At 64.6% G+C, this 26,450-nt stretch carries 24 protein-coding genes; 15 read left to right on the top strand and 9 right to left on the bottom strand.

The features are described from left to right. The 4 genes from V7R84_RS11235 to V7R84_RS11220 all read left to right on the top strand — a co-directional run bounded on the left by V7R84_RS11235 (position 1) and on the right by V7R84_RS11220 (position 5,361). A complete protein-coding gene (locus tag V7R84_RS11235; protein WP_338569011.1) occupies positions 1–2,040 on the top strand; it encodes a hypothetical protein in 2,040 nt (679 codons plus the stop codon). Further along, the gene (locus V7R84_RS11230) at positions 2,037–3,224 is read left to right on the top strand and encodes a hypothetical protein (RefSeq protein WP_338569008.1); all 1,188 of its coding nucleotides are present in this window, start codon (positions 2,037–2,039) and stop codon (positions 3,222–3,224) included. The genes V7R84_RS11235 and V7R84_RS11230 overlap by 4 nt, the downstream gene beginning before the upstream one ends. Positions 3,225–4,165: 941 nt before the next feature. Beyond that, entirely contained in the window at positions 4,166–4,453 is a 288-nt protein-coding gene (locus V7R84_RS11225) for a hypothetical protein (protein ID WP_338569006.1), read from the top strand. A gap of 449 nt (positions 4,454–4,902) precedes the next feature. Next, positions 4,903–5,361 carry a hypothetical protein gene (locus V7R84_RS11220; protein WP_338569003.1) on the top strand — a complete coding sequence of 153 codons (459 nt, stop codon included), beginning with the start codon at positions 4,903–4,905 and terminating at the stop codon, positions 5,359–5,361. A 95-nt stretch (positions 5,362–5,456) separates the two neighbouring features. On the opposite strand, the gene V7R84_RS11215 is transcribed toward V7R84_RS11220, so the two are convergent. From V7R84_RS11215 to V7R84_RS11195, 5 genes are all read right to left on the bottom strand, one after another. After that, on the bottom strand, positions 5,457–5,855 hold the full coding sequence (locus V7R84_RS11215; protein ID WP_338569001.1) for a pilus assembly protein TadG-related protein: 399 nt from the start codon (positions 5,853–5,855) through the stop codon (positions 5,457–5,459). A 362-nt stretch (positions 5,856–6,217) separates the two neighbouring features. Next, positions 6,218–7,411 (bottom strand): galactokinase family protein, encoded by a 1,194-nt coding sequence (locus V7R84_RS11210; RefSeq protein ID WP_338568999.1) that lies wholly within the window; start codon positions 7,409–7,411, stop codon positions 6,218–6,220. Beyond that, positions 7,408–8,232, bottom strand: a complete 825-nt coding sequence (locus V7R84_RS11205; RefSeq protein ID WP_338568997.1) for a nucleotidyltransferase family protein — start codon at positions 8,230–8,232, stop codon at positions 7,408–7,410. Before V7R84_RS11205 ends, V7R84_RS11210 begins: the two co-directional genes overlap by 4 nt. A 93-nt stretch (positions 8,233–8,325) precedes the next feature. Continuing rightward, on the bottom strand, positions 8,326–8,946 hold the full coding sequence (gene dhaL, locus V7R84_RS11200) for a dihydroxyacetone kinase subunit DhaL (protein ID WP_338568994.1): 621 nt from the start codon (positions 8,944–8,946) through the stop codon (positions 8,326–8,328). A 54-nt stretch (positions 8,947–9,000) separates the two neighbouring features. Continuing rightward, complete coding sequence (locus V7R84_RS11195) at positions 9,001–9,243, bottom strand: PLDc N-terminal domain-containing protein (RefSeq protein WP_338568991.1); 243 nt, start codon at positions 9,241–9,243, stop codon at positions 9,001–9,003. Positions 9,244–9,324: 81 nt separating this feature from the next. Here V7R84_RS11195 and V7R84_RS11190 point away from each other — a divergent pair, with 81 nt between their 5' ends. The 8 genes from V7R84_RS11190 to V7R84_RS11155 all read left to right on the top strand — a co-directional run bounded on the left by V7R84_RS11190 (position 9,325) and on the right by V7R84_RS11155 (position 19,447). After that, on the top strand, positions 9,325–10,329 hold the full coding sequence (locus V7R84_RS11190) for an AMP-binding protein (RefSeq protein ID WP_338568990.1): 1,005 nt from the start codon (positions 9,325–9,327) through the stop codon (positions 10,327–10,329). A 16-nt stretch (positions 10,330–10,345) separates the two neighbouring features. After that, positions 10,346–11,239 (top strand): 1,4-dihydroxy-2-naphthoate polyprenyltransferase, encoded by an 894-nt coding sequence (locus V7R84_RS11185; RefSeq protein ID WP_338573893.1) that lies wholly within the window; start codon positions 10,346–10,348, stop codon positions 11,237–11,239. Next, complete coding sequence (locus V7R84_RS11180; protein ID WP_338568989.1) at positions 11,236–12,183, top strand: o-succinylbenzoate synthase; 948 nt, start codon at positions 11,236–11,238, stop codon at positions 12,181–12,183. The genes V7R84_RS11185 and V7R84_RS11180 overlap by 4 nt, the downstream gene beginning before the upstream one ends. Then, on the top strand, positions 12,180–13,733 hold the full coding sequence (gene menD / locus V7R84_RS11175; protein WP_338568986.1) for a 2-succinyl-5-enolpyruvyl-6-hydroxy-3-cyclohexene-1-carboxylic-acid synthase: 1,554 nt from the start codon (positions 12,180–12,182) through the stop codon (positions 13,731–13,733). Before V7R84_RS11180 ends, menD begins: the two co-directional genes overlap by 4 nt. Before the next feature lie 17 nt (positions 13,734–13,750). Further along, positions 13,751–14,236, top strand: coding sequence for a hypothetical protein (locus tag V7R84_RS11170; RefSeq protein WP_338568983.1), 486 nt, complete (start codon positions 13,751–13,753; stop codon positions 14,234–14,236). Between the two features lie 216 nt (positions 14,237–14,452). Then, positions 14,453–15,982, top strand: a complete 1,530-nt coding sequence (locus tag V7R84_RS11165; RefSeq protein WP_338568981.1) for a Re/Si-specific NAD(P)(+) transhydrogenase subunit alpha — start codon at positions 14,453–14,455, stop codon at positions 15,980–15,982. Positions 15,983–15,985: 3 nt separating this feature from the next. After that, positions 15,986–17,398 (top strand): Re/Si-specific NAD(P)(+) transhydrogenase subunit beta, encoded by a 1,413-nt coding sequence (pntB, locus tag V7R84_RS11160; protein WP_338568979.1) that lies wholly within the window; start codon positions 15,986–15,988, stop codon positions 17,396–17,398. A 102-nt stretch (positions 17,399–17,500) separates the two neighbouring features. Then, the gene (locus V7R84_RS11155) at positions 17,501–19,447 is read left to right on the top strand and encodes an acyltransferase (RefSeq protein ID WP_338568977.1); all 1,947 of its coding nucleotides are present in this window, start codon (positions 17,501–17,503) and stop codon (positions 19,445–19,447) included. 32 nt (positions 19,448–19,479) lie between these two features. Here V7R84_RS11155 and V7R84_RS11150 read toward each other — a convergent pair whose 3' ends face one another. Genes V7R84_RS11150 through V7R84_RS11140 form a run of 3 tightly spaced genes read right to left on the bottom strand, consistent with a single transcriptional unit; the run spans position 19,480 to position 22,465 of the window. Further along, positions 19,480–21,174: a TM0106 family RecB-like putative nuclease gene (locus V7R84_RS11150; protein WP_338568975.1), complete on the bottom strand. Its 1,695-nt coding sequence runs from the start codon at positions 21,172–21,174 to the stop codon at positions 19,480–19,482. Further along, a complete protein-coding gene (locus V7R84_RS11145) occupies positions 21,171–21,863 on the bottom strand; it encodes a demethylmenaquinone methyltransferase (RefSeq protein WP_338568972.1) in 693 nt (230 codons plus the stop codon). The genes V7R84_RS11150 and V7R84_RS11145 overlap by 4 nt, the downstream gene beginning before the upstream one ends. Before the next feature lie 32 nt (positions 21,864–21,895). Then, positions 21,896–22,465: a maltokinase N-terminal cap-like domain-containing protein gene (locus V7R84_RS11140; RefSeq protein WP_338568970.1), complete on the bottom strand. Its 570-nt coding sequence runs from the start codon at positions 22,463–22,465 to the stop codon at positions 21,896–21,898. Positions 22,466–22,587: 122 nt separating this feature from the next. On the opposite strand from V7R84_RS11140, the gene V7R84_RS11135 reads away from it, so the two are divergent. From V7R84_RS11135 to V7R84_RS11125, 3 genes are all read left to right on the top strand, one after another. Next, the gene (locus V7R84_RS11135; RefSeq protein WP_338568968.1) at positions 22,588–23,238 is read left to right on the top strand and encodes an ABC transporter ATP-binding protein; all 651 of its coding nucleotides are present in this window, start codon (positions 22,588–22,590) and stop codon (positions 23,236–23,238) included. Next, positions 23,235–24,860, top strand: a complete 1,626-nt coding sequence (locus V7R84_RS11130; RefSeq protein ID WP_338568967.1) for a DUF6297 family protein — start codon at positions 23,235–23,237, stop codon at positions 24,858–24,860. Before V7R84_RS11135 ends, V7R84_RS11130 begins: the two co-directional genes overlap by 4 nt. A gap of 101 nt (positions 24,861–24,961) precedes the next feature. Continuing rightward, on the top strand, positions 24,962–25,798 hold the full coding sequence (locus V7R84_RS11125; RefSeq protein ID WP_338568966.1) for a hypothetical protein: 837 nt from the start codon (positions 24,962–24,964) through the stop codon (positions 25,796–25,798). A 93-nt stretch (positions 25,799–25,891) separates the two neighbouring features. On the opposite strand, the gene V7R84_RS11120 is transcribed toward V7R84_RS11125, so the two are convergent. Next, entirely contained in the window at positions 25,892–26,158 is a 267-nt protein-coding gene (locus V7R84_RS11120) for a DUF1540 domain-containing protein (protein ID WP_338568965.1), read from the bottom strand. Between the last annotated feature and the right edge of the window lie 292 nt (positions 26,159–26,450).

Below are 26,450 nucleotides of genomic sequence, written 5' to 3'. Positions count from 1 at the left end.
ATGCCCCGGAAAGACAAGGACGACATCGAGGCCAGTTCGATAAACAAGATCTCCGAGAAGAAAACGGATGGTCTTGGGAAGGAAAATCAGACCGGGAAAACGAAGGTCGGGGATGAAGAGGTTGTACCTCGGTGTGTCCCGGTTTTCAGGGCGCTTCGGGTTGGGGGAGTGCTCACCTTTCTGGCGGCAGTGGTACTGACCTTTGCATGGGGGATGCGTGGAGAACGCGTTGATTCCCATGAACCCGTTCCGTTGTGGATTGTCGGTGCGATTTTGTCTTTCGTCTGGTTTCTCGCTGCCGGGAATGGGAAACGGAGGGTCGTTCCTGCGGTAATCGTCGGGCTGGGGTGGACCGCGGTCGCCATCCATCAGATGCGATCGTGGTGGATGCTCATTGATAAAACATCGGTTGGTGCTGCCCGGCTTTTGGTATGGGCTCTGGGTGCGTTCGGCCTGGGAATCGTCGCCGTCTTTGATCTGTTGCTGCGCGGGATACGCGATCAGCGAGGGTTTCCGGAGGGCGGCAAGGGCGATCCCGCCGGGATCGTGTTCTCCCGTCATGATGACGACAACGCCGGTTTGGGGATCGCCAGAAGGGTGCGATGGGTGGCTGTTGCGCTGGTTCCCGTTCTTGTTCTGACCGGTGCGACCGTTTCGTTGCGTGCTCTGACGGATCCTCCGGCCCAGTCGACTCCTTTTTCCCACACCACGGCGGCCATGCCGGAGGGTGCATTGCCCGAGTTGCCGGCCACGGTGGGGTCCACGGTTGCCTGGACGAAGGATGTTCCCAATCTGCTCGCTGTCACCGCAGGAGCGGCAGGCCCGATCATCCTCACCACGGACGGGTTGACGGCGCTGCGACCCGATGGAACCACCCTGTGGACCTATCACAGACAAGCCAAGTACGAAGATCCACTGATCAGTCCTGATGGTCGGCATGTTGTGCTGAGGATGTCGATTCCCCGAGATGGGTCTGATCAAGGGAATAGGAGGCACGATCAGACCGAAGAACCGGTGTACGACAATTCGACCCTGGTGCTGGATTCCCTCACGGGGCAGGTGACCAGTGAACACCCCGCAGGAGGAAAGGGCATTCAGCTCACGGATTCTGTTGTTCTGGACGGTGACATCGCCTACGAGCTGGCCGATGGCAGCCAACGTTGGACATTGCCGGATGATTTTGAGGTCGCCAACAGCCACACCAAGTCCGCAGGGCATGCCTCCGTGATCCTCCAACGCCGACAGGAAAACAGCGATCGGTCCAAGCCTGCCCTCCTGCTCGTTGCCCCCGATACAGACCCTTCAGCTGCCGTCGAAGTGCAGGGTATTCCCACCGGGGATGCGTGTGGACATTCCGAGGGGGTTGTCGTGGTGAATGGATGGGTCGCACAGTATGCGGAGGCCCCGCCAGAGGAGAAGGAAGCGGATGGCGAGAAGCTTGTAGAGAGCGCCGCCATGCAGGCGGTCACACTCGATTCTCTGGCGGGACTGGAAACGAGCGCGCCAATCCCGCTGGGCAGGACAGCCGGAGTCAACTACCGCGCATCCACTGCATCGGAGACGCTCGCCCTCTATCCCGAGTACTCCGCGGACGAGAAAAAGGGAAGTTGCACCATGATCTCCTCGGGGGGATCGGACAAGGCCTGGGTGGATGCTGTGTTCGATCCCGCCTCCCGTACCACGACTCCCGCCTCCCAATACGCGGGTGTGGCAGCCGCCAAGGTTGGTGTGACGATCGTGGGAGAAGGAGAGACCCTCGCCGGGGCGGTTGTCGTGCAGCCCGGAAACGGCTCCGACGGGGCCACGATTCCCATCGCGCCCGGATCCACCTACCTGTCTCTCGAATCGTATGGTAAATCCGGCCCCGGAAGAGGCGGTGACTGCCACCATCATGCTCCTGTCCAACTCGCTGCAAGATGCGATGGCCTAGACGCCGTATTTAAGAATGCGCCGGGGGTCACCGTGGTTGTTTTTGACCCAGCAAACGGAACAAGATCGAATTACCGCCGCCTGTATGGCCTGACGGGAGGCATGTCGTGAAACCTGGGAAATCGACCCGGTCTTCCGTCGTCGCGGGACTCATCGTGGCGCTGCTGCTCGGAGCGTGCTCGCTGGGTCGGGACGTCCCTCGTGTCCGGATCAGCAACCTCGACGACGCATCGGGTGTCGTACAGGCTCCCAAGCCCACCAAGGCTGGCTGGTCCGCCGTTGTGAGCGACCTGAGGAATAGCACCGTGATTCCCACCGCCAGCGGGCCGGTCATCGTCTCCGGAAATCATGAGCCCTGGGAAGAAAAGGATAGGTTCTCCGTCACTCAGGTCGTCTCCTTGAATCCCGCGGATGGATCGGTCCGGTGGGCCGCGACCGTCGAGCAGCCGATGGAAAACGGTCTCCGAGCTGTGCATCAAGAAACCTTGGAGAAAAGACACGGAAATTTTGCGGCTCCCGAAACTGTTGTCGCCAGCCCGGATGGAAAGTACGTGGCGATTCAACTCGAACCGTACATGGTCAACGGGAAAGCCAAGGACATTGCCGATCAGCGCATGAACACCGTCGTGCTGGATACCGAGACCGGGCAGGAGATCCGCACCGTTCAGGTCTCCGGTCTGGTCCTGGGGCAGGCCCTGACCAACGATTCCCTGGTGGTGCAGACCGCGGAAAACTATTTTCCGGCAGGCACCGGAACGCTTCACATCTATTCCCTGAAGGACGTCCGGGCCGATCCGGCGACGGTGCGTGCCGATCAATGGCTCATCGGCGCCACCGCCGACTCCTTGATCCTGGCTCCAGGAAAACGTCCGAAACGGGTCAATACGGATTTTCCCTACACCGTGACTCGAATGAGCACATCGGGCGAAGACCTGGGAACCCTGACAGGCATCCTCAATGTTCATCCCGGCGGTTGGGTGGAGCGTTTCAGGGACCCGGCTGCCGCAATCCGGGAACCCTACGCGAAACATCCCCAGGAACTGATCAATGTTGACACTAAAGCGAGCATGGACATCTCCGACATGTCCGTCGATGACGTGATCCTCCTGACGGGGCCCGGCCTCCTGCTGGAAAGAGAAGTGCGGATCGAAAAAAACGCAAAGAAATTCGGAGTCGGGTGGATGCAAGCGCGCGCCGAGAGCAAGGACATGAGTGTTGAGGATATGAAGACCATCTTTGTTGACACAGACTCAGGAAAAGTGGGGATCGCGGTCTTCTCGATGGGAGAGGAGTGAGGCGGTAAAGTTCGTTCGCAGACGGTGCGTCGATCAGCAAACCCCCATTTGATGCACAGCCGATGTTGGCTGTTGATGCACCTCCATGATGGCCGATAAGGGTAAGCGGGGTGTTGTCGGAGTCGCCGAGCCGGTTGTGTTCGACAAGAACGATGATCATGTCCCCGAAGGGTCGGCGGCTTCGGACTTTTTGTCGCGGTACATCCCGGTGCCCAGGGCATTGCGGCCAGCCGCCGATTTCCTCGCCTCCGGCTCCGTAACGAGATTTTTCCACCTGCTTATCCGTGTGCGACCAGCCCGCAGGACGTGGCCGCCTCGTCGATCATGCGGTTCCCGTCGCAACTCGTTGTTTCAGCTCCTCGCCGATGCTTCGACGCCGGCGCAACATGGAGCCATTCCTTGCGTGGTCGATGACATCTGTTCTTCAGGGCTGCCCGTGACGCGCTCGGCGTCCTCCAGAACCTTAACTTTTGGTCAGAGTTTCCCTTTGTTGTCTCCGGGGGTTGCGTCTGGTTCTAATGTCAGTGGAATCCCGGGGCGGAGGGGCCGGTTCGGGATTGTGGCACCAATGGAGGTGTTGTGTGATGAGTCGGATGGTGATGTGTCGTGTCGGTGTGGTTGCGGCGGTGATCTCGGTGCTGGTGTCGTGTAGCGGGGGGTCGTCTGCTCCGGGGGGTGGTGTGTCGGGGTCAGGGAGTCCTGTCTCGTTGTCGCCGTCTTCCGAATCGCCGTCTTCTGAGGTTTCGTCTTCGCGGCCGTCGAAGTTGGTGACGCCGTCGGGGCCGCAGCCGTCGGAGACTTTCACTCCGGAGCAACTGGAGGCAGCCAATGTTTTGGTCGATTACTACCGAATTCGTGATGAGATTCTCGGTAATCCTGATGGCGATCCTCAGCCTTTGAAGGACATCACCACGGGTCAAAGCCAAGAAGTAGACATAAATGTGCTGAACGACTACCGCAGGCAAGGACATGTGCAAACAGGGGCCACGGTTGTTCACATCACGGGTGCGTCGGAGCCGGTCGAGGTTGATGGCGTGCGGACGGTGAATGTGCAGATGTGCACGGATGCAGGGAAGGTCGATGTGATCGATTCAGCGACCGGGAAATCCGTGGTCATTTCGTCGCAGCGACCGCGGTACCTGCAGTGGAATGTGGCTGTGGTCAAAACCGAGGAAGGGTGGAAGTTCGGGGATGCCACGAACGACTCGGCTCCGGGGTGTCCGAAATGAAACGCATAATCGTCATCACCATCATCGCTGCCTGCTTCTTGGGCATAAACAGATTCGTGGATCAGGCCGGTGCTGATTCTGGAACTCGATGTGGAAGAAGAGATAGTAATTCTGGGTCCTGTATGATTGAGGTGCGGGCTCCGGGGTCTGGTGGGCAGCCCGGGAAACCCGGGCGGCCCGGGAAGTCTGGGCGGGGTTCGGTTGGTCAACACCGTTCTTCGGACCAGTGCGGGCTCTACAAGCCTGATGGGACCTGCGCCAGATATTTTCCCGGTCTACCCACTCCTCCTAGCGATGAGCCTACTGTTCCTGCGGGTGCGCCGGAGCCTGTGGTGTTGGCGAAGGTCGCGGTGGAGCGAATGGATCTTCACGCCCCAGACATCGGATTGTGGCCTGACCCGTTAGAGAAGCTGCCTACAGGGCATAACTATGTCGGGTGGCATAACTGGATGTGGATCAGAGACCCGGGTCCTGCCACGTGGGGGCCGATCACCAAGACTGTGACCGAGTCGGGGTATGCGATCACGGCTACTGCGGCGGTGACGAAGGTGACGTGGGAGATGGGCAATGGGGATACCAAAGTGTGTGACAAGGGAATGGAACACCCCGCCTGGCAGAAAGACGACAAGCCGTCGCCGACGTGCGGATATGTCTATCATCAGCGCGGGGATTACACGATCACCGCGACCGCACACTGGGTGATTGTGTGGAACGGCTTGGGGCAGCAGGGAACCATCGAGATGGATCTCTCCTCTCAGGTACACACGAGTGTGATCGAAGCATTCGCAGTCAACATTCCCAACGGCAGGCGACACAGTGCGCCGTCACCGTCGCCGTCACCGAACCCGACTGGTACCCCGACCGCACTGGCGCCCTGTCCTACCAACCACAACAAACACGGCTGCTGACCCTGCCACGTGAGAGGTGGTTGAAGGAATCCGTGGACGGCGGCCATGTACGGACCGTTGCGGGCGTGAGTCGGTAGGCCGTTGTGTCAGGTTTTCTAGGAGGAATGTAGTTCGGAGGTTCCTTCTGCCCTGACCGGAAGGGTTCTGATCCCGATGATGTTCAGGAACATACAGGTGTATTCTCCCGTCACTTTGACCTCGATGACAGTGCCGCCGATCATTTGGGCAGTGCCACGGAATCGGGACGCCGCCACGTATTTCTCGGCCGCCTTTTTTGCGACATCGGGTTCGGGGCTCAGGCGCCCGTCCGTCAACCCCAGGTGTTGCTGGCCTGCCCGGGCTGCTTCCGCAGCGATGCCACGGGCCTCCTGTGTGGCTCTAGCGTGACCGGAGAAATCCACTCCGATTCCGATGATCACGATGAAACCGATCAGTACGACCGCCGTCCACACCGTTATGGCACCGCGCTCGCCGCATTTCCGAACGCTCCTCATGACACGATCCTAGACCCTGCGTGGCCTTGATGTGGTTTCTCTGTTGAGGATGACGTTTCCGCGGGCGGCCTTGGCGAGAATGGATTCTGCGATGGCGATCTAGGTCAAGGGCCGGGGGTCGTCGTCGCGGGCGGCGAGGTGGTCCTCGATCGCGGTGATGAGGTCGGGTGGGGCTGGCAGGTCACCAAATCCTCCTGCCGCATGAGTTGGCGTGCCGTCCCCGGTTTGCTGGCCTTTTTCACGTTGGCCTGCGCTGTGAAGCCAGCAAACGTGAACAAGGCCAGCAAACCAACCTCAAGGCCAGCAAAACGGTGGGGAGGGGAGGTGGAGAACGCCGGGGAGAGTGGGGGGACGGGGAGAGGTCAGAGCCGGTGGGCAGGGCCGCCGGGGCGGGTGACCAGGGTGGTGGCCCTTTCTGCGACCTCCGGGAATTCAGCCGAATAACGTTCCAGCCATGCGGTGGCGAAATCATTGGCCTCGGTGGTAGCCACGAGAGCCCACACCGAACCACCGAAGCCCGCACCGAAACTGGAGGCGGCCTGCGCCCCCAGGTCGCGGGCCAGGGCCTGCATCCGGATGGTCTCAGGCACCTGATTGCCCAGGTTGTCGTGGGCGTTGCGCTGGGAACGGTCGGCCAGTCTGCCGAGAGCCTCGAGGTCGCCGTCTCCAAGAGCCGTGACCGTCGCCGGTATCAGTTCCTCCGACTCGACCAGGAAAGCCCGCAGTCGCGCCGACAGCGCGGGGGAGTGGGCGACGACCGCGCTGAGGCCTTCCCAGGTGTCCTCATCGCCGGCCAGGATGCCGCCGATCGTGGACTCCTCGGCGCCGGTGGCGGAGTTCCAGGCGGCGACGATCTCCCGGGTTTGCAGCGACGCCGCGTTGTACAGTTCCAGGGCCGCCCCGCTCTTCTCAGCCAGGACCCCGGAAACCCCGACGACGAAACTCAGGTCCCCGGGCAGCGTGACGGATTCGCCCTCCTGGATCGGACAGAACCGGAATCGCGTCAATCGGTCGGCCTGGCAGCACAGCATGGCGGTGTGGTCTTCGGAGCCGCCGAAGGTGCCGACCCCCCGCACCCCGGTCAGTGACCCGAGGCTCATGCCGTTCTCGATGCAGGCCAGGTATCCGGCCAGATCGGTGACGGAGGTGATGTTCTCCTGCCACTCGGGGCTCTCCCGGAAACCGTTGTGGTCGATCAGGGTCAGTGCCACCGCCACAACCAGGGCCGAACTCGACGACATGCCGGAGGCCAGCGGCAGCGTCGAGTCGATGACCAGCCGCGCGGGACGCAACTTACCGAAGTTGAGGGCCAGCCGGTCGATCACCGTTTGCAGGTAGCCGCCCCAGTGCCCAGTAGGAAGGGTGTGTGGGCGGTCGGGAATCAGGGCCAGCTCCTCACCGGGCGAGGCCGTCGTGACGGCAGAGATCCCGCAGGCCGCATCCTCAAGCTCGATCGTGATTCCCTGCTCCACTGCGGCCAGCAACGAGTTCCCGCCCGCGTAATCGGTGTGCTTTCCGAGGACCTCCAGTCGCCCGGGCACGAACCACGCGGTCACAGGCGCACTTCCCGGGCGCGCAGGGCATCCACCACGGAAGCGATGTCCCCGCGACTCGACATGTCGAGCACCCCGAGGTCCGCTCGAACCAGACGGTACGGGTCGCCGTCGGCGATGGCGCGTCGCACCGCGTCGGTGATCTCGTACTCACCGCGCGCCGACATCGGAATGGCGCGAGCGGCCGCGAAGATCGCGGGCGTGCACAGCCAACAGTTCATGGAGATCACGGCGCCCTCACCCAAGCGCTTCACCGTGGCCTCGTCAGGTTTTTCCACCAGCTCGGCTAGGTTGCCCTCGGCATCGGCGATGGCCAGCGCGAACGCGGCGATGCGTTCGGCGGGAATGTTGGAACGGTTCACCATGCCCTCGCGGGTGAAACCCACCAACGCGGAACTGGGCACCTCGTGCAACAGCTCGAGGGCCTCGGTGGGGTAGTAGTTGTCCGAGTTGAGCACCAGCACCCGGTCCTCGCCCGCGAATTCCTCCGCCGCCAGCACCGCGTTGGCGGTTCCGAGGGGTTCGGCCTGCACGGCGTAGGAGATGTGCACACGCTGTGTGCTGATGCCGTCGTAGTGGTCGCGGATCAGGTCGTGCTCGGGGCCTATCACCAAGCAGATCTCAGTGAAACCGGCGTCCGCCAGGGCTGAGATCACGAAGTCCAGGAAGGGACGACCGTCCAGAGAGATCATGGCCTTCACACCGGCATCGGCAGCCCTGCTCTGCTCGGCGCTCAGCGCGACATTCTCGGCTGCCTTGCGCATGCGTGACCCGAGACCGCGAGCGAGAATGACGGCTTTGTGCGGTGTGGCGTGCGAAACCATGCACGAAAGCCTATTGAAACTGAGCGAAATGCTCGCCTCGGTGTCAGAAATGCGCAGAAATTTCGCAGGGAGAACGCAGCTCCCCGCGCCGGATCAGAGAATCCGGGATGCGTTGTCGAGGATCATCGCCATGGACACCGCCCCAGGATCGATGTGCCCGACGGAGCGTTCCCCATAGTGCGCCGCACGACCGCGGCGGGCCACCATGTCACGGGTGGCCTCGGCGCCCGCCCGGGCGGCGGCAGCTGCCCGGGCCAGGCTGGCGGAGGGCTCCTCGTCGCGTTCCATGGCCGCGTGTTCGAGCACGTCGACGGCGGGGCACAGGGCGTCCAGCATGGTCTTGTCGCCCACCTTCGCCCTGCCTCGTGAGGCGATTCCGTCGCGTCCGGCCTTCAATGCCTGCCAGATGCTGGAGACGCTGTGCGGGGATTGCCAAAGCTGCCCGACGCGCAGGAAGAACGTCCCGAACAGGGGCCCCGAGGCCCCGCCGACGGAACTGACCAGGGCCATGCCCACCTGGTTGAGGTACTGACGCGTGGTGGTGCACGGACTGGGAACGATCGTGGATGCGGTAGCCATGCCACGTGCCATGTTCGTGCCGTGGTCGCCGTCGCCGATGGCGGCGTCCAGCCCGTCCAGCTCGTCGATGCGTGCCTCGAACTCCGCGGCGGTTGATTTCAGCCAGGCGCTCAGGGCATCAGGGCTGTCAAGCATGGGCGTCCTTTCCGTTTCGGGGTGATCTCCCCGCAGAAGCAGTCGAAGTGGATTTCAGCGCAGGCCGCGCAGGAAATCCTCGTCCTCGTCGGGGGCGAGAGGGCGTGGCCGGGAGCGTGAGCTGGGGCGTCCCGAGAACAACCAGGCGAGCGGGCCAACCACTGGGACGCAGATCACGACGAACAACCACAGCCACCGGGGCATGGCGCGTACGCGGGCTCCCTTGGTCTGTGCGAGTTCGACGACGCAATAGATGGTGAGCATCACCACCGCGACGAACAAGAGCACCCTGAGCACACGACAATCCTAGCTCCCGGAACCCGGTTTCCACTCCCGGTGTTAGGGTCGCGTCGCGACCGAAGAGCGGAGGTGGTGACGATGAGCGCGGATGTGTCCCGGATGCTGGAAGGCGCAGCGGCGCTGTGGCTGGCGGACGGGCCGGCCCCCCGGCTGCCGCGAGATGTGGGGGCGGTGGTGCAGACCTCCGGCACGACCGGGTCGGCCCGACGCGTCGTGCTTTCCAGGGACGCGTTGCGGGCAGCCGCGAAAGCGGCCCGGGAACGCGCGGGAGGCGACCTGACCTGGCATCTAGCTCTGCCCGGGCGCTACGTGGCCGGGTTGATGGTGCAGGTGCGCTCGGCGACGGCGGGGAGGAGGACACCCGTAGTTCCCGCCGACCTCGAGGGGCTCGCTCCCACCGGCGACGGTGACGCCATCAGCCTGGTGCCCACCCAGCTGCACCGCGCCCTGCAGGATGCCGCCGTCACGAAACGACTGCAAGCCTTCGACCTGATCCTGCTCGGTGGCGCACCTCTTGGTAACGAGCTGCGGGAACGCGCTGACGACGCTGGGTTGGCCGTCGTCGAGAGCTACGGCATGTCGGAGACCTGCGGTGGGGTGGTCTGGGACGGGACACCGCTTCCAGGCGTTGGGGTCGAGCTGCGTGACGGTCGGGTGCTTATTGGTGGTCCGACCCTGTTCGACGGCTACCTGGGCGACCCCGCCGCGACTGCTGCGGTCATGAACGACGGTGCGCTGCTCACCAGCGACCGGGGATGCTGGGCGAACGGGAAGCTCGTGATCACAGGACGCATCGACGACGTGATCATCTCCGGCGGGGTGAACATCGACCTGGCCGAGGTACGGGCCGCCGTGGCGCGCCTCGATCCGGAGACCGCGGTGCTGGCCGTCCCGGACACAGAATGGGGCAGGCGGGTTGTGTTGTTCGCCACGAGCGGGGACCTTGCGGGCTGGCGCGAGGCCCTTGCGGGCGCGCTGCCCCGGACGTGGCTGCCGCGGCAGCTCGTCGTCACCCCGATCCCACGCACCCCCGGGGGCAAACCGGACCGTGAGGCGTTGAACCGTCTTGTTGCGGACCGATAGCACTAGCATGACCCCCATCATGAACTTTTCCACATGGGTGGCCGGTGCCCGGCCCCGGACCCTTCCCGCTGCAGCCGCACCCATCCTGGCGGGAGTGGCCGCGGGACTCGGGACCGGACCCACACCACCCCTGTGGCGCCTGATCCTGGTTCCCCTGCTCTGCCTCGGGGTGGCGCTGGCTCTTCAAATAGGGGTCAACTACGCCAACGACTACTCCGACGGTATCCGCGGCACTGACGACGTGCGCGTCGGCCCGGTCCGGCTGACTGCCTCCGGCCTGGCGCGTCCCGAGTCGGTGAAACGAGCTGCCGTCCTGTGTTTCATTGCGGCCTCGGTGCTGGGAAGCGCGATCGTCGTGATCAGCGGGCACTGGTGGCTGCTGGCTGTCGGAGCCGCCAGCATCCTTGCCGCCTGGTACTACACGGGCGGTTCCCGGCCCTACGGGTATCGCGCCCTCGGGGAGGTCATGGTCTTCCTGTTCTTCGGTCTGGTGGCGACGGTCGGCACCACCCTGGTCACCTTCGACTCGGCCCCGCCGGTCTCCTGGGTGGCGGCCATCGGGATCGGGGCCCTGGCCAGTGCCCTGCTGGTGGTCAACAACCTCCGCGACCTCACCGCCGACGCCGAGGTGGGCAAGCGCACCCTGGCCACCCGGCTGGGTGATTCCGGAACCCGGGTTTTCTTCGTGGCGCTGCTGGTGGTGGGTGCGGTCTCGGTGCTGGGGGTGATGGCGCTCAGCACACCTTGGGCGGGGCTGGGGCTGCTGGGGTTCGTCCTGGTGCTCGGTCCCGCCGCGCGGCTGCTGGGCGGGGCCATCGGACGTGACCTGATCGCGATGCTCCAGGCCACGTCCTTCACGGAGCTGGCGATGGCCGCCGGGTTGCTGCTGGGGGCGGTGGTCGGTCGGTGATCGTCTTCGACATCCCCCTGCAGGTTCCGTTCCGGGGCGTCACCCGGCGGCAGGGAGTCCTGTTCGAAGGTGAGGCGGGCTGGGTCGAGTGGAGTCCCTTCCGGGAATACAGCGACCAGGAGGCCGCCACCTGGCTGCGGGCCAGCGCCACGGTGGCCCGAGAGGGTCATCCCGAGCCACTGCGGGATCGCGTCGCCGTCAATGGCATCATCCCTGCCATCGGCCCCGGTGAGGTGGCACGACGAGTCGCGGAATCCGGGTGCCGCACCCTCAAGGTCAAGGTCGCGGCCCCCGGCGAGAACCTCGACGACGACGTCGCCCGAGTGGCGACCGCTCGCGCTGCCCTACCCGGCGGGGCGATCCGTGTCGACGCCAACGGGGCCTGGACACCCGACCAGGCTGAGGATGCGATCCGGGAACTCGCGCAGTTCGACCTCGAATACGTGGAGCAGCCCTGTGCCAGCGTGGAAGAGCTCGCCGAGCTGCGTCGGCGCCTCGACGGTGTGGTCGCGATCGCTGCCGATGAATCCATCCGGCGGGCCACCGATCCGCTACGGGTGAGGGAACTCGACGCCGCCGACGTGGTGGTGCTGAAGGTACAGCCGCTCGGCGGAGCCATCGCCTGTCTCGACCTGGCGGAGCGGCTGGGGCTTCCCGTGGTGGTCTCCAGCGCCGTGGAGACCTCCGTCGGCTTGGAGGCGGGCCTGCGGCTGGCCGCGGCCCTTCCGGAGCTGCCGTTCGCCTGCGGCCTGGAAACCGGCAGGCTCCTGACCTGTGACGTCACCGCGCACCCGCTGCAGCCGGTCGCGGGCCAGATCGAGGTGCGCCCTGTGCGCGTCGATGCCGATCTGCTGACAGCCTGCCGCGCTGACGCGCGCACCGAACGCTGGTGGCTGGACAGGATGCATCGGGTGGCCGCGGTCGCGGGAGTGGGTCTGCCGTGAACTCCCCGTTGCTGGGAAAGGTGATCGTGGAGGCCCTGCTGGCCTCCGGGGTCCAAGACGTGCTGCTGGCTCCCGGGTCCCGCAACGCCCCGATCTCCTTGGCGCTTCACGCCGCCGAGGCCGCCGGGTTGCTGCGGCTGCACGTCAGGATCGATGAGCGCGTCGCGTCCTTTACCGCTCTCGGGATGGCGAAGGCCTCGGGCAGGGTCGTCGCGGTGGTCACCACCTCCGGGACGGCGGTGGGAAACCTGGTGCCTGCAGCCATGGAGGCGCGCGCCTCCGGGATTCCGCTTTTGCTGCTGACCGCCGACCGTCCCGCGTATCTGGTCGGCACGGGAGCCAACCAGACCTGCGATCAACTGGGGATCCTCGGGCCCGCCGCGGTCGGGGTGCTGCGGCTGGCCTCCGGCACAGGCACCGAACGGGCCTGGCGTGCGACGATCACCCGTGCCTGCGCCCTGGCCGCGGGTACTAGGACCCGCCGCCCGGGGCCCGTGCAGGTCAACGTGGAGTTCGAGACCCCGCTCGTTGATGCCGCCACGCCTGCGCCTGAACCTCAAGAGGTGCTCCCGGGCATCGCCCCGAGTGTCGGCGCCGAGGTATACGAGGTGACGGGAACGGCTCGCACGGTGGTGCTCGCAGGGGACGCTCCTCCTGCGGTGGGGGCGGAGGCCAGGGCCGCTGCGGAGATGGCAGGTGTCCCGCTGCTGGCCGAACCCTCCAGCAACGCCCGCACCGGCAGTGCCGTGCCCCGATACCGGGAACTGCTGCCTGTCCTCGGTCCCGGGATCGAACGCGTGGTGGTTTTCGGACACCCCACGTTGTCCAGGCCCGTTTCCGACCTGCTGGGCCGCAGCGATGTCGAGCTGATCGTCGTCGCCCCACATGCCGACTGGATCGATCCCGGGCACACCGCCGCGCGGGTGGTCGATCGCGTACTACTGCCACCCGGGGACCCCGCCTGGCTGGCCCGTTGGCAACAGCAGGCGGATACGACCCCGCAGGAACCGCATGAGCTCACGGGGCAGACCGTGGCTGCAGAAGTGGTCGCGGCTGCGCGTCCCGGCGAGAATCTGGTGTTCGGTGCCAGTTCCAGCATTCGTTACGCGGACCTCGCGCCGATCAACCCGAACCCCGGATTTTGCTGGGCGAATCGCGGTCTTGCCGGGATAGACGGTACTGTTGCAACTGCAACCGGGATCGCACTGGTGACCGGAGCGCCGACGACATTGCTGCTGGGTGATCTCACCCTGCAGCACGACCTGGGGGCGTTGGCCCCGCCCGAGGTTGGACACGAGGCGTGTTTGCGTGTCATCCTTTTGGATGACCATGGAGGAACGATCTTTGCCTCACTGGAGCAGGGACAGCCGGCGTTCGCAGCCGCTTTCGATCGGGTGTTCCGCGCTTCACAAGGGGTTGAGCTGGGTTCTGTGGTCCGTTCGATGGGGTGGCGGACGGCGGAAGTTACATGCATACAATCACTGCGTCAGATGCTCGCCAGGCCAAGCTCTGACCGAGAGTTACTGCATATTGTCCTGGGGCAGGACTAGCCTTCAAGGAGTGGCGAATGAATACTCGTTCAAGGAGGGAAGACGAAGTGCGTCAGTTCCACAAGCCTGTGAGGCGACCAAGCGACATCCTTGAAGAGTTCAATGGTTCAGGGGACCCGGCGGACGAGAGCAGCACGGCTCACGACACCGCCGCTGTCCTCGTTCACATGGTGGGCGACAAAGCGGTGCCCGCGGTGCGCACCCGGTTGGTGGAGTACATAGCGGCCGAGGGCATCGAGGACCTTTTGGAACTCTGGTCCCGGATGGCGGCGGTCTCACTGCCTGGGTCGCTGTGGCGGTTGCGGCAGATTGAGCGGAAGCTTCCTGAGGGGCCTGTCGCCGAGGACGTGCGCAGCGTTCTCGCGGGGGAATACGAGGGTGATTTCGGGGATCTGTGTGCCCGGGCAGCCATCATCGGTAGACGTCTCGGGCCTCGTTGGGATCAGCTCGCCGCTGAGCTGGAGGGATGCTCCAAGTCCTGGTACGCCGGAAAGCTCTGGTGATTGGCACAGTTCACGCTAGTATGGGTCTCACCGGATCGCGGTAACCCCGGGCTCCACCTTTAGCCGCTACGAGCGGCCTTTCGCCGAGAGGCGTTCCCGGTCCGGTCTGCACGTCGGGCGGTTGGCGGTTTTGTCAACCGCCTGACGTCGTCTCCGGAAATGGCATCAGCCCCACCTTGGATGCGCAGGACGCTCGATGAGCGATAGCGTGATCCTATGGACATTGGTGTACCTCGGGAAGCCAGCGATACGCGCGTAGCCGCGACTCCCACAACCGTTGCTCAGCTGCGGAAGCTCGGCTATCACGTCTTCGTGGAGACAGGGGCCGGTCTCGGAGCTTCATTCGACGACGATGCGTACCGCGAAGTCGGCGGAGTGATCGTCGACAACGCCTGGAACCGTGACATCGTGCTCGCAGTCGGGGCACCCTCGGATGCACAGCTGTTGGACATGCGTTCGGGAGCCACGCTGATCTCCTTCCTGGCGCCTCGGCAGGACCCGAGCCTGACCAGGAGGATCGCGGCCCAGGGCATCAACGCGCTGAGCATGGACATGGTGCCGCGTACCTCTCGTGCCCAAGCCCTTGACGCTCTCAGCTCCCTGGCGAACATCTCCGGTTACCGGGCCGTCGTCGAGGCGGCCCATGCTTTCGGGCGCTTCTTCACCGGTCAGGTGACCGCGGCGGGCAAGGTGCCCCCCGCCACCGTGCTCGTGATCGGCACCGGTGTCGCAGGACTCGCTGCCATCGGCGCCGCGAACTCGCTGGGGGCCATCGTGCGGGCGACCGACGTGCGTCCCGAGACGGCGGAGCAGGTCACATCCATGGGCGCCGCCTTCCTGCACGTCGGCCAGGCTGATCAGGGGGTCAGTTCCGATGGCTACGCCAAGGAGGTCGGCGCCGACTACGCGGCACGGGCAGCCGAACTGTACGCCGCCCAGGCGCGTGAGGTGGACATCATCATCACGACCGCGGCAATTCCGGGGAAACCTTCGCCCCGGTTGATCACCGCCGAGATGGTGAAATCCATGAAGGCGGGTTCGGTGATCGTGGACATGGCAGCCATCGGTGGTGGCAACTGCGAGCTCACCCGGCCCGGTGAAAGCTACGTCACCGACAATGGGGTGACCATCGTTGGTTACACGGACCTGTCCTCCCGGCTTCCCGGGCAGTCGTCGCAGCTCTATGGCACCAACCTCGTCAATGCTCTCAAACTCATGACCCCCGAGAAGGACGGGAACCTCGTCATCGACTTCGACGATGAGGTGGTGCGCACCATGACCATCGTCCGTGATGGGGAGGTGACCTTCCCGCCCCCGGAGATCAAGGTCTCCGCGGCGGCGCTCGCTCCGGCCGCCGCAGACAGGCCCTCGGCGCCCGTCACGCTTCCGAAACCCCCGCGCCCCTGGTGGCACCAGGTTGCCTGGGTCGGGGCAGGGTCGGTGGCGCTGATCGCGCTACTGACCCTCGCCCCGCAGCGGCTGGTGGACCTGATGGCCGTTTTCGTGCTGGCCATCGTCGTCGGCTACTACGTGGTCTGGAACGTCACCCACGCCCTCCACACCCCGCTGATGAGCGTCACCAACGCCATCAGCGGCATCATCGTCGTCGGCGCCATGACACAGCTGCCCATCGACAACTGGGTCATCAGGATCATCTCCTTCGTGGCGGTGCTGATCGCATCCATCAACGTCTTCGGTGGGTTCACGGTGACCCACCGCATGCTGAACATGTTCCGGAAGGGCTGAGCCGTGCTGGATAACCTGCATAACCTCGTCAACGCCACCTACATCGCTGCCGGCCTGATGTTCATCCTCGCCCTGGCGGGCCTCAGCAAACACGAGACCGCGAAGAAGGGCAACGCGTTCGGAATCCTCGGCATGGTCCTCGCCCTGGTGGCCACCAACTACGCCATCGCCCAGCCCGCTGACGGGAGAAGTTTCGACTGGACCTCCGCTGCCCTGTTGTACGGGGCGATCGCCATCGGCGCGGTCATCGGCACGTGGAAGGCCCGCCGGGTCGAGATGACTGGGATGCCGGAGCTCATCGCCCTGCTTCACAGCTTCGTCGGGGCCGCCGCAGTGCTCGTGGGATTCAACGTGCACCTGACGGCCACCCACACCGACCACACCGACGTGCTGCATGCCGTCGAGGTGGTGCTCGGGATCTTCATCGGCGCGGTCACCCTCACCGGTTCGTTGGTGTCCTGGGGCAAGCTCAACGGTCGCATCGCCTCAAAACCGTTGATGCTGCCCGGCAGGAACTGGATCAACCTGGGCATGCTCGTGGCCGTCGCCGGGCTCGGATGGTGGTACGTCGCGACGCTGTCGCTGGTCCCGCTGCTGCTGGTGACCCTGATCTCCCTGGCCCTGGGTTGTCATCTGGTGGCTGCCATCGGTGGCGCCGACATGCCTGTGGTTGTTTCGATGCTGAACTCCTACTCCGGGTGGGCAGCGGCCTTCAGCGGATTCGTGCTGGACCAGAGCGTTCTCATCATCACGGGTGCCCTGGTCGGTGCCTCCGGCGCGATCCTGTCCTACATCATGTGCCGGGCCATGAACCGCTCCTTCGTCTCCGTGATCTTCGGAGGGTTCGGTGACGCCCCCGTGGCGGACAGTGGCGTGGCAGGGGAACACCGTGAGGTCAGTACCGCCGAGGTCGCGAAACTTCTGACCGAGGCCCGTTCCGTCGTGATCGCACCCGGATATGGGATGGCGGTGGCCCAGGCCCAGTATCCCGTGGCCGAGCTGACCGCGCGGCTACGGGAGCAGGGCGTGAATGTGCGGTTTGCGATCCATCCTGTTGCGGGACGGCTGCCCGGCCACATGAACGTGCTGCTGGCCGAGGCAAAGGTGCCCTACGACATCGTCCTGGAGATGGACGAAATCAACGACGACTTCGCCGACACCGACGTGGTGCTGGTGATCGGGGCCAATGACACGGTCAACCCTGCCGCGAATGAGCCCGGTTCCCCGATCTCCGGTATGCCCGTTCTCAAGGTGTGGGAGGCCGGCCAGGTGGTGGTTTTCAAACGTTCCATGAACGCAGGCTATGCAGGCGTGCAGAATCCGCTGTTCTTTAAAGAGAACTCGGTGATGTGTTTCGGCGACGCCAAGGCGACGGTCCAAACAATCTTGAACGACATGAGCTCCACCACCGGCTGATTCCTTGCCGTTTCAACCGGGGAAACGGGAGCATGTTTTTCTGCATCTCGTCCTCTCTTCCGAGAAGGTGTGGGGAACGCGAACGGTGCTAGCATTCCGCCCGTGAATTCGCTGTCCGAGGCCCCCGCACGTCACGGCAACCGGTTCGACGCGCTTGATGGTCTGCGGACCATAGCGGTAGGGCTGGTGGTTCTCTTCCACGTCTCGGCCCCCTACATGGCGGCCGGGTTTCTGGGCGTGGACATGTTCTTCGTGCTCTCCGGTTTCCTCATTACCTCGGGACTGATAGCGCAGGTCGAACGCAGCGGACGGATATCCCTGGGCGATTTCTGGAGTAGGCGGATCAAACGACTCATGCCCGCCGCCCTGTTGGTGGTGTGCGTCGTCCTCATCTGGGCGGGGAATTTTGCGCTGGTGCATCGCCGCGACAATCTCTCCCTTGACGCCTGGTACACGATCTTCTACCTCGCGAACTGGCGATTCATAGGCTCGGCCTCGTATTTCGAGAATGACGGCACTGTCTCGCCCCTGCTGCACATGTGGAGCCTTGCCGTCGAGGAACAGTTCTACATTGTCTGGCCGTTGCTCATCGCCGGAATCACCTGGCTGGTGCTGAGGGTTTTCCGGGCCGGGAACCGGAATGCGGTGCGAGTCCTGGCGGGGGTTGCTGTCGCGATCGTCGTGGCCTCGGCGGTGCTTCTGGCGCTTTTCTACGCGCCGCAGGCGGCGGAACGGGCCTACATGGGAACCGATGCGAAGGCTTTCGAACCGATGCTCGGGGCACTGCTGGCGATCCTTGCCGCCAATCCTCGGTTCGCTGCATGGTGCACCCGCTGTGCCAGGTTCCTGTTCTGGGGCGGTGCGGTCTCGACCGCGGTCCTGTTCGCCGTGCTGGATGGTCCCGCTCCGTTCTACTTCCACGGGGGTGCGCTGCTGTTCTCGTTGGGGACCGGCGCGCTCATCCTCGGCGTCCGCTACGGCCTGGCGACGCCCGAGGCCAAAGTGCTCGCGTTCGCGCCGATCAGTTATCTCGGCAGAATCTCCTACGGCCTGTACCTGTGGCACTGGCCAGTGGCGGTGTGGTTCGGGGTCAACTCCGGGACCTTCCGACCTTTGCGGACGGTGGCTGTGTTGGTGTTGACCCTCGTGTGTTCCTCCGCCTCATATCATCTGCTGGAGATGCCGATCAGGCAGGGGCGAATCGGGAATTTCCTCAAGCCGTGGAGAGCGATCGTCGCAGGAGCCACTGCGATGGTTATCATGGCCCTGAGCAGCGGTTTCGTGGGTGGCACCCCGCTCGCGCGGGCGCTGCGTCTGGGACACGGTAGTGGGGAGATCAGGCGTGACGTCATCATGCTGGTCGGTGACTCTGTTCCGCTGCGGATAGCCGATCCGCTGGCCGTGGCCGGACAGGAACGGGGATTGACCGTGGTAGAAACAGCCCAGGGCATGTGCACACCGATGGGCACATTCCTGTACTTCGGGCCCAACGATGAGTTCGGTAAGCTCTGCCCGCCCGTCAAGGACGTGCAGGATGAGGCCATCCGAGTCCACTCTCCCGGAATAATCCTGTGGTGGTCTCGGCACGAGTACATTGACCGCTACGAGGGCGACCGGGTGCTCTCCCCGGAGTCGGACGAGTTCTGGGAGGCGCAGCGCCGCGACCTCATCGCCACCGCCGACCGGTTGACGGGGCGTGGGGAAACCCTGGTGATCGTGCTGACTGAGCGCCCCGGCATCGGCCTGATGTCACGTCCCGACAACGAGCTGGCGTCCATGTTGATCAAGTACACGATCGAGCATGACGAGTATCGGCAGCGGTTCAACCAGATCGTCACGGAAGTGGCGGCGCAACGCGATGACATCCGCACCATCGACGGGGACTCCCTGTTCTGCGGCGACGCTCCGGGCGTTGGCCCTGGGCCACTGTGCGATGACACCGTGAACGGCAACTTGATGCGGCCCGACGGCAGTCACGTGGACAACGACCTGTTCGGTCCTCAGGTGGCTAACAAGCTTCTGGACATGACCCTGTCAGCCGCCTCCTGACAGGGACGGCTGACCGGCTATCCGGGATGCGATCAGGTGGGTTGGGCGTCCTCGTGGGTTTCCGCATCGAGCCGATCCATCCACTCCCTGACGTGCCAGGTGGCCCGGACGTCGTCCTCGTTGTACTCCAGCACGCGCATGCGCGCCGCTTTGCGCTCCGCGGCGTTGAGGCCGTCAACGGCGGTGGCGAACCAGGTCTGCGAGTTCAAACCGCCCGGTTCCTCATCGCGCCACGAGAACCCCGCGCCCTTGCTCGCGACCACCTTCAACCCCAGACCGTCTACGGCGACGAAGTTGTCGCGGACCAGCTGGAAAAGATCTACGAAATGGTCCTTGATGAGCTCGCAGACCGCTGACAGATCAGGGTTCCCGCTGCGCTGGGCGAGGCGACGCAGGCGCACCAACTCGTAGTCGGAATAGTGGTAGACGAGCAGATCGGGGTGTTTGTTCACCAACCGCAGGAGCCAGCGGGCGAAATTAATCGCGAGATCCAGCTCTCCGCTGGGGGAGAGGTAGGTGAAAGAGCTGAAGTGCTGATATTTCTGTTTCCCCGTGGCGCGGTCGGTCAGCATGACCCCCCACAGGTAGGTGCGGTCGCCGTCGTCAGTTTCGATGTCCAGGTCCACCTCCACCGGTGCTCGCGGAGCCTCGATGGGTTCCAGCGAGGCCTTTTCCAGGGCGACCCCTCGCTTCAGCATCCGGGCGCGCCGGGCGGCGGTGCGCAACCTGGCCTCCGAGCGGTCGCGATGCGCGGTGAGCGGCAGGTAGTCGGGAAGCAGAGCATCAACATCCGCGTCGGCTAGCTGCGAGACCGTCGTGATACCGAGCCCCATCAGGGTCTGGAGTTCGCGGACGTCGAGTGGTGTCTTGGAGATGCGTAGCGAGATGTCGTCGTCGTCCATGCGAGGTCGACACGTCTCCCACCAGGCACACCACTCGCACTCCGGCACTCGGATGGGACGCACTGCAGGAGGGCGGGAATCATCCATTTCGCGGGTCATCGCTTGCTGGGCGACGTGCACCCGGAACCCGTGCTCGTGGTCGTAGCGTTCCAGCGCCGAACGGAGCCGGTGACCGCTGGGTGATGTGCGGGAGAAGGTGCGCAGGAAGCGCAGCTCGAGGGGCACCCAGACGATCAGCCCCCTGGTGCGGTCGTCGAAACCGATTGATCCGACGATGGCAGTGGAGGCCGAACGACCGCAGGCCTGGAGCAGTCTCCAGTGATGGGCCAGCTCCAACAGCACCCCCTGCCGGTAGGACCGGAAACGGTATCCAGGGAGTGGTTCTAGAACAGTTGGGGAGGTGAGCGTGGAGACGCGCAGTTCCTTGGCGTTTCGCTGTTCCTCCAGCAGGCGATAGGGCTTGACACGCAGCGGCCAATAGCCGGGACGTCCACCGGGCCGGTCGCTACCGCGTACGAGGGCATCAGGGCTTCCGACACGATGTCCCTGCTCGTCTGCCGGGAGTGTTCCGCCAATGATCACAGATGCGCCGGCGCCCATTGCGTCCAAGGTTTCGGTCGGGTTCTTCTCTCCGCGCAAATCGACCACGTCGGCGGCGCGGCAGAGGGCCTTCAGCATGGAATCGCGGAACTCCGAGCCGCCCGCGAATGCCTCTAGCAGCGACTCATCGAGAGGGTTCTCGGGTTTCGGGGTGCCAGGGTCGAAAGCGTTGAAGGTCTTGACGGGGCAGCTTCGGGCTGCGTACGGGTCCAGCAGAAACGTCATTTCCAAGCCCGGTGCAGAGCAACTATGCCGCCCGTCAGGTTTTTCCACTCGACGTTTTGCCAGCCGCAGTCCGCGATCAGGTTTGCCAGCTCCTCCTGCGCGGGCCACGCGAGGATCGACTCCGCCAGGTATCCGTAGGCAACGGGGTTGCTCGACACTTTGGCAGCCACGGGTAGCGCCCGCAATGCGCCGTGGGCGTAGATGAACCGCAGCGCCCGGTTCACCGGGGTGGAGAACTCCGCGATCACCATGCGCCCGCCCGGGCGGGTCACGCGCAGCAACTCCCGCAAAGCGGCGGCGGTATCCTCTACGTTGCGCAGGCCGTAGCTGATGGTCACTGCGTCGAACACCGAGTCGGCGTAGGGCAGGGCCAAGGCGTCGCCGCGAACGAAGGACAGCCGCGGGTGTTGCTGCTTGCCCGTTTTCAGCATCCCCATCGACAGGTCTGTGGGGAAGACGTGTGCACCCGTCTCCACGAAAGGCAACGATGACGTGCCGGTGCCGGCGGCCAGGTCCAGGATGCGTTCCCCTGGACGTGCGGCGACGGCTGTCACGGTTTCCCGGCGCCAGCCGCGGTCCCTGCCCAGCGACAGCAACGAGTTCAACAGGTCGTAGCGTGCGGCGACACCGTCGAACATGGCCGAGACCTCGGCGCGTTTCTTGTCGAGGTTGGCTCGGGTCTGGTGCATGCGCACACCTTATCGCCAGCCCTTGACAAATTTCAGTGCAGAACGGCCAACAAATCGACGCGATCGATGCCGTGGTGGCGCCACTGGCCCATCAGCTGGCCGACGACGTCGTTGATCGGGGCGCGGTTGAGTTTGTGTACCACGTGCGGATACCCCGAGGTTTCCCCGGCTACCAAACCGCTGCCGAAGACCTTGATGTTCCTGGGGTATGGCGTGTCCTGTCCGATTGCCACGATGTCGGCGTCCGAGTCCTTCTCCCGGATCACCCGCACCAGCTCGTCCAGGTAGACCGGGTCGGTCTGGGCGTCGTAGCAGTACCGGGTTCCCAGCTCTGAGTGCTGGAGGGTCCCGATCAGTGCACCGCAGTCCAGCGGGTGGGGACGCCACGTGACGGGGACGTGGTAGACGGCGTCCATGGAGCGCACCAGCATGCAGTCGAGTCCCACGACGTCGTTGGGATCGACGAATCGGAACCTAGCGACGATCTCCAGGTCCGAGGAATCGCCATCGAACCACCATTGATCGGGAAGCCACCTGGCAAGCAGATCGAGTTTGCCGGGATGCAGTGTGGCTTCGGGCTGGACGCGGGCAATTCCGCTCATACGGGCTACCTCCGTTGGTAATTTCCTGCATCCTACACAAAAAGGGCAAATGAGGACAGCACATGTCATGAGCGTCGCATACCGCTGCGTGGTGCCCTGGTGCCCGGCTGGGATGCGCCACAATGGTCGCCGTGGCGAAGAAGGACATCGTTCTCAAGGTTGAAAAACTGAAGAAGGCCTACGGGCCCGCGACCATTGTGGAAGGCTTCGACCTCAAGGTGGCCGCGGGAGAGGCCGTCGCGCTCACCGGGCGCAACGGCGCGGGCAAGTCGACGGTGCTGCGGTGCCTGGTCGGGGCCGATCGGCCCGATGAAGGCACCGTCGAGGTGCTGGGTGTGAAGATGAAGGAAACCAGCCCGGAGATCCGCCGCAACGTGGCCACCGTCATTGACGATCTCGATTTTTTCCCCGACCTGTCTGTCGTGGAGCATCTCGACCTGCTGGCGCGGGCCCATGGGATCGCTGACCCCGACGACCTGGTCGACGAGATCCTCGAGGAGGTGCAGCTCGTTCCCCAGGCCGGGCAGCTGCCCTCGACCCTGTCGTCTGGTCAGCGGCGACGCCTGGCGCTGGCCACTGCTTTCGTCAGGCCCCGGCGCCTGCTGGTCCTGGACGAACCGGAGCAGCGGCTCGACGTCGAAGGTATCGAATGGCTTGGGTCCCGCCTCAAGGCGGAGCTCGGTGACGGTCTGGCGATCGTGCTGGCCAGCCACGAACCCAGCCTGCTGGCCGCCATCGGCGCCCGCGAGGTGAGGCTGGGGGAACGTCGATGAGCGACGAACGGTTCGGGGTCATCGGCGAGGTCGATGAGAAACAGCTCCGTCTTCTCGTGCGCGACTGGCGGCGCGGCAGGGCTGACCGCAACCTCTTCCAGGCCATGCAGGACGCCTACGTGATGGTTTTCGCTCTCGTCCTGATCGGCGCCATGGTGATCAGCTCCATCATGCAGGCCCAACGCAGCGTGGCGGATTGCGCGGCCGATTCCTGCCGGGCGGCGCGGGGGCTGCTGCCCTGGGTCGCCGTCGCGGGATTCCTGGCCCTGGCCCTCGTGGCTGCGCGCCTGTTTGGTCCCGTTGTGGCCTCGGCCGCCGAGGGTTTCTGGGTCATGGACGGCAATGTCGACCGGCGCAGGATGCTTGCGGGGCGCCTCGTTGCCTCGGTGATTGTGGCTTTGGTTTTCGGCGCAGGACTCGGGGTGCTCGTGGCGGCCCTGGTCGGTGGCAACACCACGGAGGTTCTCACCTGGGGGCTGGCATCCGGCCTCGGATGCTTTGGGCTGGTGGCCTTCGCGGCTGCCGAGCAAGGAGCGGAACGGCGCTGGATCACCACCGCGCTGCTGTGGTTGATCGGGATCATCGCCTTCGCCGCCCTGCTCGTCCTGGTCACGATCTCCGCCGGGGTGGCGCCCATCAGTCTCGTGGCCGCGCTGAGCGTCGACTTTGCCTGGGTGGTGGCGGGCGGTGGTCTGCTGCTGGGTCTGATTTCTATCGTGCCCGCCTGGCTCCGGCTGCGCCACATGCGTCGCCAGCGACTCACCGCGGGTTCATCGCTGCTCGCGGGCATGCAGGGCGCCGCTTTCGCCCTCGATTTCGCCCTGGTCCGCGACATCCTGGTCGAGGACCAGGCACGACGTCGTGGGCACGTCCGTCCGACCCGTGGGTCGGGCAGTGGCGTGTGGGCCATCGTCCTGCGCGACCTGCAGCGGCTGTGGCGTGCTCCCAAGCCGCTGGCTTTCTGGCTGGCCTCCATTGCTGTTCCCTACGCCGTCCACGCACTCCGCATCGAGGTGCTGAACCCGTCGATCTCCGCGCTGGTGCTGATGACTGCCCTGATTGGTTTCTGCAACACGCTGCGTGTGCTGACCCGCACCAAGGGTCTCCAGCGCTGTTTCCCGTTCTCCCCGGGTGATGTCAGGCAGGCCGCCATGACGGTGCCCGCCCTGCTGGCGCTGCTCTGGGCGGCTGCGACGATGCCCGCTTTCGGGGGGATCTTCGGCGGAGCTGAGTTCGATCCGGTCACCGGGCTCTCGGTCTCACTCATCACCGCGTTGGGCGGTCTGCTGGCGGCCTTCCGCTGGGTGTGTGCGAAGCCCCCGAACTATGGCGGCCCCATGGTCTCGGTCGGGATCGGGGCCATGCCGCCGGGCATGATGTTCTCCTTCATCCGCGGCATCGACATCGTCGCGTTGATCACCCTGCCGCTCGTCCTCGGGTGGCCATCCTGGATCTCGTTGGGCATTGCGACGGTCACCTGGCTGGTCCTGCGTTCCGGATTCGATCAGCAGGCCCTGATGGATGAACGTGAGGAGCAGCAGCGCCTGCTGGAGGAGCAGAAGTCCGGGCGTTCCGGTCGTGGTGGGGGCGGTTCGAAGGTGAGGGTGCAGCGGAAACGCTGACCTCGCCGCCCGCTGCTCGTTGCACGTAGCTGAGAGTAGGCATTCCTTCTCAGTTTTCAGTGCGCTAGGCTGACGTTAATCAAGCTGGAAGGCGGGCGCGGATGACCACTTCACCAGAGGCTTCCCAAGACATGTGTCTTGAGCGCGCGCGCTCCTTAGCGGGACGGATGCTGCGGGGAGGGGCGGCCTGCTCCCTGGTGGCTTGGCGGATCAGCAGTCAGTACGACTTCGTCGCCCACGGGCTGACCGCCCAGGGAGACATTGTGGTGGCTGTCCGCCCCGACGAGGACTGCCTGTTGTCCACCCTGCCCCCCGGCTCCGGGACCGTGGTGCGGATGGACCTGACCCGATACAGCAACGACGTGATGCTCTCGGTCATCGCGGCTTCCGCCCACCTGCTGGGCGAGCTCGTCCTGCTGCCGAATGCCGCCGTGGACCGCCTGCTGTCCGAGAACCAGCTTCCGGGGCGGGTCGCGGAACTGGCGCAGATCAGCGGTACCCGGATCGGTCTGGTGGTCACGGACCGCGTCCTGGTGCACGACCACAGTGGGGTCACCCCGGTTTCGTGGGAGGAAGTCCATGCGACCTGTTCGGAAGCGCCCGAAGTCTGGTGTGACGATTTCGAGACGCACGACGTCGTGGCCTCGCAGGGATGTGATGCCCTCTGGTGGGTGTGCCGTGCCGTGATCAACGGCAGTCTGCCGGGGCAGGCCGCCCTTCGCCCGAGCAGTTCCGGGCTCTGCGGACACGTGCTCGACAGGGTTTTCTGCATCGACGTCGACCGATCGGGAGTCACGTTGATGCACGTAGGGGAGCATGAGACCGCGACAGTCTTCGCGCGTTTCGAGGATCGCCCTGCGACGCTGTCGGCATTGACGCAGCAGGTGTTGCGTCTTGTTGAGGACTCGAGGCCGGTGCACCCCCACCGGTGCATCTGACGGCTGGCCCCGGGAGAAAGCTCAGGCCCCGCACCGAGCGGGGCCTGAGCTTTTGCTTTCAGACGTGGCGGCCCTGTGGGCCGTTCAGGGGACTCAGCGGGCCTCGTAGGAGGTGCAGACGCCGTCAACCACGGTGACGCCGGAGGCGCTGCAGAGCAGGTCCTTGTTGTGGGCGCATTCGAGGCGCTGGCAGGCGCCGACGCGTCCCTCAGCGGTGGGCAGGCCAGCGCGGGCGTCGAGGGTGATGAAGGTGGTGCAGGCCGAAGAGCCGTCAACGGTGATCGCGAAGGCGGTGCAGCCCTTGTTGTTGAAAGCGCAGGTGGTGGTGTCGCAGGACTTGACGGGGGTGACGGTGGGCATTTCTAGGACCTTTCGTCTGTGGTGCATCTGACGAGAAATACGTTACGTCTGGTTCCAACCCCCTGCAAGCAAGAGAATCCTTTGCTGACTTGGGTAAATGAGCAAAAACGACGCGGAATTCGCCCGTCTTTAATGGTCCCTTGTGTTTCGAAAATTGAAAGCTTGCGAAATGTTTTCCGTCGCTTGTGTGGGGTGCGTCGAGAAACCCCTAGTGAAGGAAGAAGAAGCAGGAAAGGCTTGCCTCGAATCAGCTGACTCGGGACGCATTGCTCCTGCCGTGAGTCGCCTGTCC

The organism is Arachnia propionica (genome assembly GCF_037055325.1).
Taxonomy (GTDB): Bacteria; Actinomycetota; Actinomycetes; order Propionibacteriales; family Propionibacteriaceae; genus Arachnia.
The sequence above is the reverse complement of the archived record's forward strand: the minus strand, read 5'-3'. Positions and strand labels throughout refer to the sequence as shown.

Bases quoted from the DNA above. Each gene is read 5' to 3' on its own strand.
- V7R84_RS11235 (WP_338569011.1), top strand. From the start codon at position 1: ATGCCCCGGAAAGACAAGGACGACATCGAGGCCAGTTCGATAAACAAG.
- V7R84_RS11220 (WP_338569003.1), top strand. From the start codon at position 4,903: ATGTGGATCAGAGACCCGGGTCCTGCCACGTGGGGGCCGATCACCAAG.
- V7R84_RS11215 (WP_338569001.1), bottom strand. From the start codon at position 5,855: ATGAGGAGCGTTCGGAAATGCGGCGAGCGCGGTGCCATAACGGTGTGG.
- V7R84_RS11205 (WP_338568997.1), bottom strand. From the start codon at position 8,232: ATGGTTTCGCACGCCACACCGCACAAAGCCGTCATTCTCGCTCGCGGT.
- dhaL (WP_338568994.1), bottom strand. From the start codon at position 8,946: ATGCTTGACAGCCCTGATGCCCTGAGCGCCTGGCTGAAATCAACCGCC.
- V7R84_RS11190 (WP_338568990.1), top strand. From the start codon at position 9,325: ATGAGCGCGGATGTGTCCCGGATGCTGGAAGGCGCAGCGGCGCTGTGG.
- V7R84_RS11170 (WP_338568983.1), top strand. From the start codon at position 13,751: ATGAATACTCGTTCAAGGAGGGAAGACGAAGTGCGTCAGTTCCACAAG.
- V7R84_RS11165 (WP_338568981.1), top strand. From the start codon at position 14,453: ATGGACATTGGTGTACCTCGGGAAGCCAGCGATACGCGCGTAGCCGCG.
- V7R84_RS11150 (WP_338568975.1), bottom strand. From the start codon at position 21,174: ATGACGTTTCTGCTGGACCCGTACGCAGCCCGAAGCTGCCCCGTCAAG.
- V7R84_RS11145 (WP_338568972.1), bottom strand. From the start codon at position 21,863: ATGCACCAGACCCGAGCCAACCTCGACAAGAAACGCGCCGAGGTCTCG.
- V7R84_RS11140 (WP_338568970.1), bottom strand. From the start codon at position 22,465: ATGAGCGGAATTGCCCGCGTCCAGCCCGAAGCCACACTGCATCCCGGC.
- V7R84_RS11135 (WP_338568968.1), top strand. From the start codon at position 22,588: ATGGTCGCCGTGGCGAAGAAGGACATCGTTCTCAAGGTTGAAAAACTG.
- V7R84_RS11130 (WP_338568967.1), top strand. From the start codon at position 23,235: ATGAGCGACGAACGGTTCGGGGTCATCGGCGAGGTCGATGAGAAACAG.
- V7R84_RS11125 (WP_338568966.1), top strand. From the start codon at position 24,962: ATGACCACTTCACCAGAGGCTTCCCAAGACATGTGTCTTGAGCGCGCG.
- V7R84_RS11120 (WP_338568965.1), bottom strand. From the start codon at position 26,158: ATGCCCACCGTCACCCCCGTCAAGTCCTGCGACACCACCACCTGCGCT.